This is a genomic window from Luteibacter sp. GL_149 (assembly GCF_057834065.1).
Genome location: NZ_CM174395.1, coordinates 1,739,717 through 1,752,759 on the forward strand (window position 1 = coordinate 1,739,717; position 13,043 = coordinate 1,752,759).

A 13,043-nucleotide genomic window follows, 5' to 3' on the forward strand; every position below is an offset into this window, starting at 1 on the left:
ATTGCTTGCTCTCTGTGGGAGCGCGCTTGCGCGCGAAAGCCAACGGAGCGGCGATGCGGTGGGTGGCATCCGCAGCCAGAAGACCGGGCTCGCGAATGTGAGCATCAGGCTTCCTTGCCCTGTTGGCTTTCGTACCGTCATTGATCTTTGCTTGGCACAAGCGCGCAAGCGCGGTCCCACAGAGAACGAGAGCTGTTCCGTCAGGCCTTCAGTAACACCACCACCGCCCCAGTCCCGCCCTGCATCGGCCGCGCCGACGCAAATGCGACAACATCGTCGCGACGACGTAACAACCGGTCGGTCAGGCCTTTCAGCACCGGCCCCTGCGCCTTCGAGCGCAGGCCCTTGCCGTGGATGATCCGCACGCAGCGAATGCCTTCGTGCCGGCATTCGGCCAGGAAGTCGGCAATGGTCATCTGTGCGGCGGCGGCGTTCATCTGGTGCAGGTCGACGTCGGCCTGGATGCTGAACTGGCCGCGCTTCAGCTGCTTCAGGATTTTCGGCGGATACCCGTCGCGCAGATAGGACAGTTCCTCGCCGACCTCCAGGTCCGCGGGATCGAAATCCATCAACATGGAGTCGGCCGGTACGGCCGCTTCGTCGGCATCGCGCATATGCGGATAGGGCGCGGGGCGCGGTCGCTCGGGAGGCGCCTCCACCTCGCTCATCGGGCGCACGTCGCCGATCGCCTCGCGGAAAAGGCGGCTGTCGTTGTCGTCGATGGTCGGCGGGCGGCGCTTCATGGCTTCCATCCTACAATGGGGTCGCCGTCCATGAATCCGAGGCCCCGGTCCGGTAGACTCGACGACAGGAATCACTCGCGGCAGCCGGGTACCCGGCGCCCTGCATCACGATCTGGATCACCATGCAAGTTCTGGTAAGCAACGACGACGGCGTGGACGCCCCGGGAATCCGGGTACTCGCCGAGCGTCTGGCCGAAGTAGGGAAGGTGACGGTTGTCGCCCCCGATCGCGACCGCTCAGGCGCGAGCAATTCGCTCACGCTGGATCAACCCATTCGCGCGCTGCGCATGGACAACGGTTATTACCGTGTCGCCGGCACGCCGACGGACTGCGTGCACCTGGCGCTGGCCGGTCTGCTCGAGTCGGAGCCGGACATCGTGGTCTCCGGCATCAACAACGCGCCCAATCTTGGTGACGACGTCATCTATTCGGGTACGGTGTCAGCGGCGATGGAAGGGCGTTTTCTCGGCTTGCCCGCGATTGCCGTTTCGCTGGTCACGCGCGACCACATCGGCGAACACTATGCGTCGGCGGCCAATGCCGTGTTGCTGCTGATGCAGCGCCTGCTGGTCGATCCGCTGCCGGCCGACACGATCCTCAATGTGAACGTGCCGGACCTGCCGTGGGAGAGCATCAAGGGTTTCGAAGTTACCCGTCTCGGCAAGCGTCATCGTGCGGCGCCGTGCATTCGCGACAACGATCCGCGTGGCCGGGAAATCTGGTGGATCGGTCCGGCCGGCGAAGTGGACGATGCGGGCCCCGGTACCGACTTCAATGCGGTCAGTCGCGGATACATTTCCGTGACGCCTATTCACGTGGATCTCACCCGCTTCCAGGCGCTGGAAAAAGTCAGCAGCTGGATGCAGTCGCTTTCCGATGCGATAGACCACGGCGAGGAGGCGGCCTGACATGGTGAACCTTCATTCGCTTCCACCTTCGGCCTTGCGCGGCGAAGGCATGACGTCCCAGCGAGCGCGCGACCGCCTGGTTGCGAAGCTGCAGGAAGAGGGCATTCGCGACGATCGCGTGCTCGAAGTCATACGCAATCTGGCGCGTCACCATTTCATCGATCAGGCGCTGCATTCGCGCGCTTACGAGAACACGGCGCTGCCCATCGGTCACGGCCAGACGATTTCGCAGCCGTGGATCGTCGCGCGCATGACCGAAGCGCTGATCGAGAAAGGCGTGCCCGAACGCGTACTGGAGATCGGTACGGGGTCGGGTTATCAGGCGGCCGTGCTCGCCGCCATCGTGCCGCAGGTCTATACCGTGGAACGCATCGAGGAACTACTGCGCCAGGCGCGTCGCCGCTTCCGTCAGCTGGGCATCGAAAACCTGCGTTCGCGGCATGACGACGGCAAACTCGGCTGGCCCGCCGAGGCGCCGTTCGACGCCATCATTCTTACGGCTGCCGGCGATCGCATTCCGACGAAACTGCTCGAGCAGCTGAAGCCGGGCGGCGTACTCGTGGCGCCGGTTGGTTCGCCCAGCCAACAGGTGCTGGTGCGCCTGACGAAGGACGAGAGCGGCGACGCGATTCGCGAGGAACTCGGCCCGGTCAGCTTCGTGCCGTTGCTTGGTGGCATCGGTTGATGGCGCACAAATCCAGGGGAAGTAAGCAGTGAAGTTGTTCGGTTCTCTCTACGAACGCGCCATCGTATGGGCACGTCATCGGCATGCGTTGCGCTATCTGGCGGGGCTCAGCTTCGTCGAGGCGTTTATTTTTCCCGTGATGCCCGAAGTCATGCTGGCACCGATGATGCTGGCCGAGCCGCGCAAGGCATTTCGTTTCGCCAACGTCAGCCTGCTGTTTTCGATGCTGGGTTCGCTGGTGGGGTATGCGCTGGGTCATTACGCCTATCAGGCGCTGATTCCGTTGCTTGAGTCGGTGCACGCCGCCGATTCGATCCACAAGGGCGTACTGTCGCTGCAGGACCGCATGGCGTCGCACCAGTTCGGCCTGTATATCGCGCTGGCGCTCGCGGCTCTGGTACCCGTGGTCCCGATGAAGTTCGTCACCTGGGCCAGCGGTATCGTCGGCGTGCCGGTCATCCCGTTCCTTATCTGCATGCTGATCGGCCGGGGCAAGCGGGTATGGTTGCTGGCGCTGCTGATCCGCATTTATGGCGAACGCGCCGAACGCATATTGCACAAACACATCGAACGAATAGGCTGGGCTGTTATCGTAGTCCTCGTCGTACTGATCGCCTGGTGGTTCCTGTCCAGATGAGTGCTTGCGAAAGGAAGTCAGCGATGCTCACGAATGCCCTTACCGGTGTGCCGCGCACGCTGGCTCTTTTCGCCGTGCTGACCGCGGCCGTCGTTGCCGCCGGTTGCGCCGCGACGCGCAGTTCGGTCGTCGTTACCCGGACCGGCGGCAGCTATACGCCGGCCGGTGCGCCTCACACCGCGCCGCCACCGGGCGGTAGCTACCAGGTCGTGAAGGGCGACACGCTCTACAGCATCGCGTTCCGCAATCGTGTCGATTTCCGCGAGCTGGCCAGCTGGAACGGCATCGACTCCTCGTACACCATCTGGCCCGGACAGACGCTACGGTTGTCGCCGCCGGGCGGGGATCATGCGAAGCCCGCCGCGGGCAATGCGATTGCGATCGCCGCGGCGACGCGTTCGCCCTCGCAACCTTCGACGCCCGCGCCGCCGCCTGCCCATACGGCACCGACACCTCCGCCAGTCCAGAACGTCACCCAGGCGCCGCCGCCGGTGTCATCCGTACCGGCGCCCGCGACGACGACGAATACGCCTGTCGTGGTGGCCGGCAAGCCCGCCGAATCCGTCGTACCGCCTCCGGCGGCGCCGAACGCACCGGCGTCGGCCCCGCCGCCGCCCGTGGTCAACCCGCCGGCCGAGACACCGATCGTCGCCAGCGGTGCGAGCCGTTCGGCCGGCGGTATCGCCTGGCGCTGGCCGGCCGACGGCACGCTGATCAAGAAATTCTCATCGGGCGACGCCATTCCCGGCATCGAGATCGCGGGCAAGTCGGGCGATCCGGTCCGTTCCGCCGCGGACGGCGTGGTGGTCTATAGCGGCAATGGTCTGGTGGGATATGGCGAGCTGGTCATTATCAAGCACAGCGACAGTTTCCTGTCCGCTTATGGGCACAACCGGAAGCGCCTGGTGAAGGAAGGCGAGAAGGTAAAAGCCGGCCAGAGCGTGGCGGAAATGGGTTCCAGCGGCGCGAGTCGCGACGAACTCCAGTTCCAGATCCGGCGCGACGGCAATCCGGTCGATCCGCTGCAATACCTGCCGCCGCAGCGCTGAGAGATATGGGCCGCCGGGCGTCAGCCCGCGGCCAATCGTCGCGCCTCGTAGGCCTGGAGATGAGTCCAGACGATAGCGAGCAAGGGCGCCGGCACACCGGCGGCGCGGGCGCGACGCAGCATATCGCCGACGATATGCGAGCCTTCGATGCGCTGGCCGGATTCCAGATCCCGCAACATCGACGCCGTAAGCGGCGAGCCGGGTTGGGTCGTGGCTCCGATCGCCATCTCCCGCGCCTGCGGCGGCACGGGGTGACCCGACGCCGTCGCCACGCCGGAGCATTCGGCATACAGGTCGAGCATGAACTGACGACCGTCGTCGGTGCCGACGATCGTGCCGACGCTGGCGCGGAACAGGCACGTAGCTGCCGCGAGCGTGGTCAGGAAACTGAACTTGGTCCAGAGCGCGCCGTCGATATCGGGCGTATGCGTGTGCTCCACGCCAGCCTTCGCGAAGGCGGCGGCGATGCTCTCGCAGCGCGCGCGCTGCTCGCCCGCCCGTCGTTCGCCAAAGGTGACGGAGGCGGGTGTGCCCAGGTGCAGTACTTCGCCTTTCAGTCCTTTCATGGCGCTGATGATGCACATCCCGCCGATGATCCGTTCCGCGCCGAAGCGCTGGTCCAGCAGCGGGTAGTGGGCCAGTCCGTTGAGGATCGGCAGCAGCATCGTCGCCGACCCCATGGCGGGCGCGACGGCGTCGATGGCGGTGTCCAGATCGTAGGCCTTGCACGCGAGCAGGATCACGTCGAACGGGGCTTCCCCGGCGACGTTTTCCGCGAGTACGTGACGCACGGGGAAGGCTGCATCTCCCAGGGGGCTGCGAATGACCAGGCCGTCGGCATCCAGCTCGGCGGCTCGCGCCGGCCGGACCAGGAACGTGACATCCGCACCCGCCTGGGCCAGTCGCCCACCGAAATACCCGCCGGTACCGCCAGCGCCAAGAACAAGGATACGCATCGGGTTCACTCCGGAAGGATGAAGGCGGCAAGCACGCGACGGCCTTCGCCGGCGAGCAGGCTATAAGTACGGGCGGCAGAGCCGTTGGTCATCACTTCGATGCCGATACCGCGGCGCAGGAAGCCCGCCATGATTTCGGCGGACGGAAAGACCTGCCGTTCGCCGGTACCCAGGAGCACCACTTCCGGCTTGAGCTCGGCGATGGCATCCACCTGGGCCAGGGTCATGGCTGTGGCGTCGGTGACGCCCCAGTTTTCGACCACGCGTTCGGGCGTCAGCAGGACGCTGGCGTGGAAATCGCGGTCGACGATGGTGACCGTATCGACACCGACACGGCGTACGAAAAGGTAGTCGCCAGGGTGTTCGAACGACAGTTCCATGGGCGGATCAGCGCGGCAGGGCCAGCTTCGGGTCCTGTTCGTTCCGGCGGAACAGAACGACGACATGGCCGATCTGCTGGACGGCTTCCGCGCCCGTGCCGTCGATAAGGAACCCGATCTGGGCATCGCGTTCTTCGCGATCGCCGCCGGAGAGCTTAACTTTCACCAGTTCGTGGTGGTCGAGCGCCAGCGCCAGTTCTTTCGCGACAGCCTCCGTGGCGCCCTTGTTACCCAAAAGGATGACGGGGCTGAGGTCGTGGGCAAGGCTGCGCAGGTAGCGGCGCTGGGTAGGGGAGAGCGACATTGCGTTCAGGTTCGATTCGCGGCTTCGATGCGGCAAAGGGTATCATGCGAGACTCTGTCTCCCTATCTGTGGCTCATTGAATGGCGCGCAGCAAAAGTAGTTCCCGCTGGCTCAAGGAACACTTCGACGACCCTTACGTCAAACGCGCCCAGGCGGAAGGGCTGCGTTCGCGCGCCATTTTCAAGCTCGAGGAACTGATCGAACGCGACAAGCTGATCAGGCCCGGCATGACCGTCGTCGACCTTGGCGCGGCCCCCGGCGGCTGGTCGCAGCTGGCCCGCCAGCGTATGGGCGAGTCCTCCGGCAAGGTCATCGCGTTGGATATCCTTCCCATGGTCGGCCTTTCGGGCGTTGACTTCATGCAGGGCGATTTTCGTGAAGAATCGGTCCTGCGGGAACTTGAGGCCATGCTCGGCGGCGAGAAGGTCGATCTTGTGCTGTCCGATATGGCCCCCAATATGAGCGGTGTGGCTCTGGCCGATCAGATCCGCGCCATGGACCTTTGCGACCTGGCTCTCGACTTCAGTCGTCAATGGCTGAAGCCCGGTGGGTCGTTCCTGGTCAAGCTGTTCCAGGGCGTGGGTTTCGACGACTATCTGAAAACCTTGCGCGCGGACTTCTCGCGCGTGACGATGCGTAAACCGAAGGCCTCACGTGCCCGTTCACCTGAGGTCTATGCGCTGGCTACGGGTCTGAAACCCGGGAGCCGGCAACAAGGCGAGAACCGCGCATGAACGAGATGGCAAAAAATCTGTTGCTCTGGCTGATTATCGCGGTCGTGCTACTGACTGTGTTCCAGACCTTCAATCCGCATGGCAGTTCGGCGCAGGACATGTCCTACACGAACTTCACGCAGCAGGTGGACAACGGCAACGTTGCCACCAGCACAATCACCTCCACCGCGCCGCCGACCATCACGGGCAAGCTGAAGGACGGATCGACCTATCGCACCGTGGTGCCGATGGTGGGTCTTTCCAGCAGCGAGCTCGTGAAGCAACTGCGCGACAAGGGCGCCGATGTGCGTCAGGAGCCGGCCGATAACGGCTTCTCGCTGCTTGGTCTTCTGATTAACTGGCTGCCGATCATCATCTTCGTCGCCGTCCTGATCTGGTTCATGCGCCAGATGCAGGCGGGCTCCGGTGGCCGTGGCGCCATGAGCTTCGGTCGTTCCCGTGCCAAGTTGCAGGGCGAAGACCAGGTCAAGGTCAACTTTACCGACGTCGCGGGTTGCGACGAGGCAAAGGAAGAGGTCGGCGAGCTGGTCGAATTCCTGCGCGATCCAGGCAAGTTCCAGAAGTTGGGCGGCAAGATTCCGCGCGGCGTCCTGATGGTCGGTCCGCCGGGTACCGGTAAGACGCTGCTCGCCAAGGCGATCGCCGGCGAGGCGAAGGTGCCGTTCTTCTCGATCTCCGGTTCCGACTTCGTCGAAATGTTCGTGGGCGTTGGCGCCAGCCGCGTACGCGACATGTTCGAACAGGCGAAGAAGCACGCGCCCTGCATCATCTTCATCGACGAAATCGACGCCGTCGGTCGCCATCGCGGCGCCGGCATGGGCGGCGGTCACGACGAGCGCGAGCAGACGCTGAACCAGTTGCTGGTCGAGATGGACGGCTTCGAGGGTACCGAGGGCGTGATCGTCATCGCGGCGACCAACCGTCCCGACGTACTCGATCCGGCGCTGCTGCGTCCGGGTCGTTTCGATCGTCAGGTCGTCGTCGGCCTCCCGGACGTCAAGGGGCGCGAGCAGATCCTCAAGGTGCACATGCGCAAGGTGCCGACCGCGACCGACGTCGAGGCGATGGTCATCGCGCGCGGTACGCCCGGTTTCTCCGGCGCCGATCTGGCCAACCTCGTCAACGAGGCCGCGCTGTTCGCCGCACGCGAGAACGCACGCGAAGTGCGCATGAGCCATCTGGACCGCGCACGCGACAAGATCCTCATGGGTTCCGAGCGCCGCTCGATGGCGATGAGCGAAGAAGAGAAGCGTCTCACCGCCTATCACGAAGCCGGTCACGCGATCATCGGCCGCCTCGTGCCCGAGCACGATCCCGTCTACAAGGTCACGATCATTCCCCGCGGTCGCGCGCTGGGCGTCACCATGTACCTGCCGGAAGGCGATCGCTACAGCATCAACAAGGTCGCGATCGAATCGCAGCTGTGCTCGCTGTATGGCGGCCGTGTCGCCGAGGAAATCATCTTCGGTCACGACAAGGTCACCACGGGCGCATCGAACGATATCGAGCGTGCTACGAAGATGGCACGCAACATGGCGACGAAATGGGGTCTTTCGGACGAACTCGGTCCGGTGACCTACGGCGAAGAGGAAGACGAGGTCTTCATCGGCCGCTCCGTGACGCAGCACAAGAGCGTGTCCAACGAGACCGCGCGCAAGATCGACGAGGTGGTGCGCACGATCCTCGATCGCGCGTACGCGCGCAGCAAGGAGCTACTGACGTCGAATATCGACAAGCTGCACAAGATGGCCGACGCGCTGCTGCTGTACGAAACCATCGATGCGCGCCAGATCGACGACATCATGAACAACCGCGAGCCGGGTCCGCCGGCCGACTGGCAGAAGCCTGGCTCGACGCCGCCACCGTCTCCGCGTGGCGATGCGGGCTCGGCACCGGACAAGGTGGGAAATCCCGCGACGCAGCTGTAAGCATCGCGTTAGGAGGGAAGAGGCGGCCACTGGCCGCCTTTTTCTTTTCCGGCAGACCATGGATGGAACAGGTGGTCTTTGGTTGCTTATTCGGACGTCTATTCGACGTCCTCTGGACCATCCGGTACACGAATGTGAAATATTTTTGCAGAAAAGTGTTGACGCCCACCCTCTATATCTGAATAATTCCGCTTCTCGATTCAACGCCAACGCACGAAGGTGCAGCGGCAGCGGATCAGACAGTTTAGTGTGCGCCCGTAGCTCAGTTGGATAGAGTACCAGGCTACGAACTTGGTGGTCGGGAGTTCGAATCTCTCCGGGCGCACCATTTACAAGCACGGTTCGATGCGGTTGATCGGATCGGTTTTCGAAAGACGAGAGTCTTTCCGGAAACAAGCGGTAGTTGAAAGTGTGGTGTGTTCATTACGGATTGACGGGCTTGAGCTTGACCCGTAACATTTGAAAGCTTCGGTCAGTGCTAGCGCCGATCGGGATTTTAAGGTAACGGGGTATAGCTCAGTCTGGTAGAGCGCCAGCTTTGGGAGCTGGATGTCGGGGGTTCGAATCCCTCTGCCCCGACCAGTCGGCGTTCTGCGTACAGTGCTTTGCGCCTGTAGCTCAATCGGATAGAGCATCGGCCTTCTAAGCCGACGGTTGCAGGTTCGATTCCTGTCGGGCGCGCCAGATGTCGTTTTATGGTGGGCGTAGCTCAGCTGGTTAGAGTACCGGATTGTGATTCCGGATGTCGTGGGTTCGAGTCCCATCGTCCACCCCACTTACAATGTGCTTCACGTTTCAAGGGCCGTTAGCTCAGTTGGTAGAGCAGTTGACTCTTAATCAATTGGTCGAAAGTTCGAATCTTTCACGGCCCACCAATTAGAAGGGACCCAGGTAACCCCTGGGTCCCTTTTTCTTTGAGCCGATGCCAGGTCATCGGCACCGACCGCGGCTAAGTCGAAGAAATCGTCGATTTTCCAGCCCCTTTGAGGCTTATGGTGCGTTCGCGCCGCTTGTACAGGGCGCGCGCGACGCCTAAAATGGAGCGCTTTCGTCCAAGGGAATCATTCACTTGGACGAGGATCGAGGGGATGCGAAAGACGCCTCTCGAGCGTTGCGAGAGTGGCGGAATTGGTAGACGCACCAGATTTAGGTTCTGGCGGGGTAACCCGTGGGGGTTCGAGTCCCCCCTTTCGCACCATAAATCTTCACATTTCGGGTATTGGCGGCGATAGCCGCCTTCGCGCCACAAACTGGCGGTTCAGGAGAGGTCATGCAGGTTTCGGTTGAGAATGTCGGCAAGCTCGGACGCAAGCTCACGGTGAAAATCCCCGCCGAGCGCCTCGATGCGCAGGTCGGCGAGCGGTTTGCGGAAATGAGCCGCACAGTGCGCCTGAAGGGGTTCCGTCCGGGTAAGGTGCCGCTCAACGTCCTGAAGCAGCGCTTCGGTCAGCAGGTCCACGGCGAGGCCCTTTCGGACCTCATCGGCAGCACGCTGCGCGAAGCCGTCGAGAAGGAAAACCTTCGTCCGATCGCCAACCCGTCGGTGGAAACCACGGGCCAGGCGGAAAACGGCGAAATCGCCTATACGGCCAGCTTCGAGATCATGCCGGAGTTCCCGGAGATCGACGTCGCCGCTCTCGAGATCGCCCGCCCGAAGGCGACGGTCGAAGACGCCGACATCGACAAGATGATCGAGACCCTGCGCATGCAGCGCCGCAGCTTCGACGTCGTCGATCGCAAGTCGAAAGACGGTGATTTCGTGATGTTCGAATATGCCGCCGAAACCGACGGCTACCGCTTTCCGGCCGAAGGCCTGGAGCGCGCAGGCAGCGTCCTCGGCTCAGGCACGTTGTTCAAGGCGCTGGACGAGGCCCTGACCGGCCGTAGCGCGGACGAAGACCTGGTTCAGGACGTCGCGTTCCCGGAAGACTTCCGTAATGCGGATCTCGCCGGCAAGACGGCCAAGGTCACGTTCAAGATCGTCAAGGTGCAGGAGCCCAACCTGCCGGCCATCGATGCCGACTTCGTGAAGACCTTCGGCGTTGCCGACGGCGATCTGGAGACCTTCCGCAAGGAAGTCCGCGCCAACCTCGAGCGCGAGCTCAAGGCGACGCTCATGGCTCGCCTGAAGGCCGAAGTCGCCGAAAAGCTGGCTGATGCGCACGCGGCGCTGGACGTACCCGAATTGATGGTTCAGGCTGAAGCCCAGAGCCTTGCCGCCAGCAATATGCCGCGCGGCCAGCAGCCTCCGGCCGAGTTTGTGGCCCAGGCCGAGCCGGTCGCTCGCAAGCGCGTCGCCGCCGCTCTTCTGATGGGTGAAATCGCCCGTAAGAACGAGATCCGCGTCGATCGCAAGCGTATGGCTGAAATGCTCACCGCGATTGCCTCGACCTATGAAGAACCGGAAAAGGTCATTGAACTCTATAACGGCGATCCCCAACTGATGTCGGGACTGCAGAATCGCGTCATGGAAGATCAGGTAGCGGAATGGGTGGCGGATCATGCAAAGTCCACCGACCAGAACCTGAGTTTTGACGAGGTGATGCGTCCGATCGGCGGTTGATTCCGTCGGTTCTTCCCATCACAGGGCCCCATCCCCAGGAGAGAGTGACATGTCCATGGCTCCGATCCAGAACCTCAACTTGGTGCCCATCGTTGTCGAGCAGACCTCGCGCGGCGAGCGTTCGTACGACATTTACTCACGCCTTCTCAAGGAGCGCGTGATCTTCCTGGTCGGCCCGGTCGACGATTACATGGCCAATGTGGTCGTCGCCCAGTTGCTGTTCCTCGAGTCCGAAAATCCGGACAAGGACATCAATCTGTACATCAACAGCCCCGGCGGTTCGGTGACGGCGGGTCTGGCGATCTACGACACGATGCAGTTCCTGAAGCCGGACGTCAGCACCATGTGCATTGGCCAGGCGGCCAGCATGGGTGCGCTTCTGCTTTCGGCGGGCGCGGCGGGCAAGCGTTATTCGCTTCCGCACTCCCGCATCATGATCCACCAGCCCTGGGCTGGCGGTATTTCGGGACAGGCGACGGACATCGAAATTCACGCTCGTGAAATTCTCACGATGCGTGAGCGACTGAACGCCATTCTTGCCAACCACACCGGCAAGCCGGTCGAAGATATCGCCCGGGACACCGAGCGCGACCGCTTCATGAGCGGCGCCGAGGCCCAGGCATACGGAATTATCGACTCCGTACTCGACAAGCGTCCGGTCGACACCGTCCGTTCCGCTTGACACTTTTCGCTTTGCAATCCGGTACTTCGCCCCTGAATACCAGGGGCGAAGTGCTGTGCTATTCTCAAAGCGCGTCTAGATTGACAGTAGGGCCTACAGCATGAGCGACGAGCGGCAGGGCCGTTCCAACGACAGCGGCAAAATTCTTTACTGCTCTTTCTGCGGAAAGAGCCAGCACGAAGTGCGCAAGCTGATTGCGGGTCCCAGCGTATTCATCTGCGATGAATGCGTTGAACTGTGCAACGACATCATCCGTGAAGAGCTCGAGGAAAAGGCGGCTTCCGGCCGTACCCAGCTTCCGAAGCCGCGCGAGATCATGGAAGCCCTCGACCAGTACGTCGTGGGGCAGACCCGTGCGAAGAAAGCCTTGTCGGTGGCGGTGTACAACCACTACAAGCGCATCGAATCGCGACAGAAGAGCGACGACGTCGAACTCGGCAAGTCGAACATCCTCCTGATCGGTCCGACCGGTTCGGGCAAGACGCTGCTCGCGGAAACGCTGGCACGCCTGCTCAATGTACCGTTCACCATCGCGGATGCCACGACGCTGACCGAAGCCGGTTACGTTGGCGAAGATGTCGAGAACATCATCCAGAAGCTTCTGCAGAAGTGCGATTACGACGTCGAAAAGGCGCAGAACGGTATCGTCTATATCGACGAAATCGACAAGATCTCGCGTAAGAGCGAGAACCCGTCGATCACCCGCGATGTGTCCGGCGAAGGCGTGCAGCAGGCGCTGTTGAAGCTCATCGAAGGTACGCTCGCATCGGTGCCTCCGCAGGGCGGTCGCAAGCATCCGCAGCAGGAATTCCTGCAGGTGGACACGCGCAACATCCTGTTTATCTGCGGCGGCGCATTCGCGGGTCTGGAAAAAGTCATCCAGCAGCGTTCCGAGACCACCGGTATCGGTTTCGGTGCGGAAGTGCGCAGCAAGGAACGTACGGAAAACGTCGGCAAGCTTCTTTCTGAAGTCGAGCCGGCCGATCTGGTGCGTTTCGGTCTCATCCCCGAGTTCGTGGGTCGTCTGCCGGTGGTGGCGACGCTCGACGAGCTGGATGAAGCCGCGCTGGTGCAGATACTGACCGAGCCGAAGAACGCGGTGACGAAGCAGTTCAAGAAACTGTTCGACATGGAAGGCGCCGAACTGGAATTCCGTCCGGAAGCCCTGGCGGCCATCGCAAAGCGCGCGCTCAAACGTAAGACCGGCGCTCGTGGACTGCGTACCATTCTCGAACAGGTGCTGCTCGATACGATGTTCGAACTGCCGTCGCTGGAGCATGTCAGCAAGGTGGTCGTCGACGACGCCGTCATCGACGGTCAGGCCGAGCCCTACCTCATCTACCGCGGAAACCTGCAGCAGCAGCGTGTCGCGGGCGAGGGCGGGGACGCAGCCTGATCGATCCTCTGGCTGTCGCGTGAATGAACGGCCCCGGCGCTTCACGGCTCCGGGGCCTTTTGTTTTAAGCGCGACCCT

Annotated in this window: 13 protein-coding genes and 6 tRNA genes; 15 read left to right on the forward strand and 4 right to left on the reverse strand. The window is 62.5% G+C overall.

The features are described from left to right. Positions 1–200: 200 nt before the first annotated feature. The gene (locus tag AC3IR3_RS07825; protein WP_489196358.1) at positions 201–743 is read right to left on the reverse strand and encodes a Smr/MutS family protein; all 543 of its coding nucleotides are present in this window, start codon (positions 741–743) and stop codon (positions 201–203) included. A gap of 122 nt (positions 744–865) precedes the next feature. Here AC3IR3_RS07825 and surE point away from each other — a divergent pair, with 122 nt between their 5' ends. Genes surE through AC3IR3_RS07845 form a run of 4 tightly spaced genes read left to right on the forward strand, consistent with a single transcriptional unit; the run spans position 866 to position 4,022 of the window. Then, positions 866–1,651 carry a 5'/3'-nucleotidase SurE gene (surE, locus tag AC3IR3_RS07830; RefSeq protein WP_489196359.1) on the forward strand — a complete coding sequence of 262 codons (786 nt, stop codon included), beginning with the start codon at positions 866–868 and terminating at the stop codon, positions 1,649–1,651. 1 nt (position 1,652) lies between these two features. Beyond that, on the forward strand, positions 1,653–2,336 hold the full coding sequence (locus tag AC3IR3_RS07835; protein WP_489196360.1) for a protein-L-isoaspartate(D-aspartate) O-methyltransferase: 684 nt from the start codon (positions 1,653–1,655) through the stop codon (positions 2,334–2,336). 28 nt (positions 2,337–2,364) lie between these two features. Continuing rightward, the gene (locus AC3IR3_RS07840) at positions 2,365–2,973 is read left to right on the forward strand and encodes a YqaA family protein (protein WP_489196361.1); all 609 of its coding nucleotides are present in this window, start codon (positions 2,365–2,367) and stop codon (positions 2,971–2,973) included. 23 nt (positions 2,974–2,996) lie between these two features. Then, positions 2,997–4,022 (forward strand): peptidoglycan DD-metalloendopeptidase family protein, encoded by a 1,026-nt coding sequence (locus tag AC3IR3_RS07845; protein WP_489196362.1) that lies wholly within the window; start codon positions 2,997–2,999, stop codon positions 4,020–4,022. A 20-nt stretch (positions 4,023–4,042) separates the two neighbouring features. Here the strand turns inward: AC3IR3_RS07845 and panE are convergent, their stop codons facing one another. Genes panE through yhbY form a run of 3 tightly spaced genes read right to left on the reverse strand, consistent with a single transcriptional unit; the run spans position 4,043 to position 5,662 of the window. Beyond that, positions 4,043–4,978, reverse strand: a complete 936-nt coding sequence (panE, locus tag AC3IR3_RS07850) for a 2-dehydropantoate 2-reductase (RefSeq protein WP_489196363.1) — start codon at positions 4,976–4,978, stop codon at positions 4,043–4,045. Between the two features lie 5 nt (positions 4,979–4,983). Next, complete coding sequence (locus AC3IR3_RS07855) at positions 4,984–5,358, reverse strand: Mth938-like domain-containing protein (RefSeq protein WP_489196364.1); 375 nt, start codon at positions 5,356–5,358, stop codon at positions 4,984–4,986. A gap of 7 nt (positions 5,359–5,365) precedes the next feature. Beyond that, positions 5,366–5,662 (reverse strand): ribosome assembly RNA-binding protein YhbY, encoded by a 297-nt coding sequence (gene yhbY / locus AC3IR3_RS07860; protein WP_489196365.1) that lies wholly within the window; start codon positions 5,660–5,662, stop codon positions 5,366–5,368. An 80-nt stretch (positions 5,663–5,742) separates the two neighbouring features. On the opposite strand from yhbY, the gene rlmE reads away from it, so the two are divergent. From rlmE to clpX, 11 genes are all read left to right on the forward strand, one after another. Next, positions 5,743–6,396 (forward strand): 23S rRNA (uridine(2552)-2'-O)-methyltransferase RlmE, encoded by a 654-nt coding sequence (gene rlmE, locus AC3IR3_RS07865; protein ID WP_489196366.1) that lies wholly within the window; start codon positions 5,743–5,745, stop codon positions 6,394–6,396. After that, positions 6,393–8,324, forward strand: a complete 1,932-nt coding sequence (ftsH, locus tag AC3IR3_RS07870; protein WP_489196367.1) for an ATP-dependent zinc metalloprotease FtsH — start codon at positions 6,393–6,395, stop codon at positions 8,322–8,324. The genes rlmE and ftsH overlap by 4 nt, the downstream gene beginning before the upstream one ends. Before the next feature lie 251 nt (positions 8,325–8,575). Then, positions 8,576–8,652: transfer RNA gene (locus AC3IR3_RS07875), tRNA-Arg, on the forward strand. Positions 8,653–8,829: 177 nt separating this feature from the next. Further along, positions 8,830–8,906 (forward strand) — tRNA-Pro (locus tag AC3IR3_RS07880). 25 nt (positions 8,907–8,931) lie between these two features. Further along, positions 8,932–9,008, forward strand: a tRNA-Arg gene (locus AC3IR3_RS07885). 14 nt (positions 9,009–9,022) lie between these two features. Then, positions 9,023–9,099 (forward strand) — tRNA-His (locus AC3IR3_RS07890). Between the two features lie 24 nt (positions 9,100–9,123). Further along, a tRNA-Lys gene (locus AC3IR3_RS07895) sits at positions 9,124–9,199 on the forward strand. A 238-nt stretch (positions 9,200–9,437) separates the two neighbouring features. Further along, a tRNA-Leu gene (locus AC3IR3_RS07900) sits at positions 9,438–9,522 on the forward strand. Positions 9,523–9,594: 72 nt separating this feature from the next. After that, on the forward strand, positions 9,595–10,887 hold the full coding sequence (gene tig / locus AC3IR3_RS07905; protein WP_489196368.1) for a trigger factor: 1,293 nt from the start codon (positions 9,595–9,597) through the stop codon (positions 10,885–10,887). Positions 10,888–10,942: 55 nt separating this feature from the next. Next, positions 10,943–11,569 carry an ATP-dependent Clp endopeptidase proteolytic subunit ClpP gene (clpP, locus tag AC3IR3_RS07910; protein WP_132141864.1) on the forward strand — a complete coding sequence of 209 codons (627 nt, stop codon included), beginning with the start codon at positions 10,943–10,945 and terminating at the stop codon, positions 11,567–11,569. A gap of 100 nt (positions 11,570–11,669) precedes the next feature. Beyond that, on the forward strand, positions 11,670–12,965 hold the full coding sequence (gene clpX / locus AC3IR3_RS07915; protein WP_132141430.1) for an ATP-dependent Clp protease ATP-binding subunit ClpX: 1,296 nt from the start codon (positions 11,670–11,672) through the stop codon (positions 12,963–12,965). Positions 12,966–13,043: the final 78 nt, after the last annotated feature.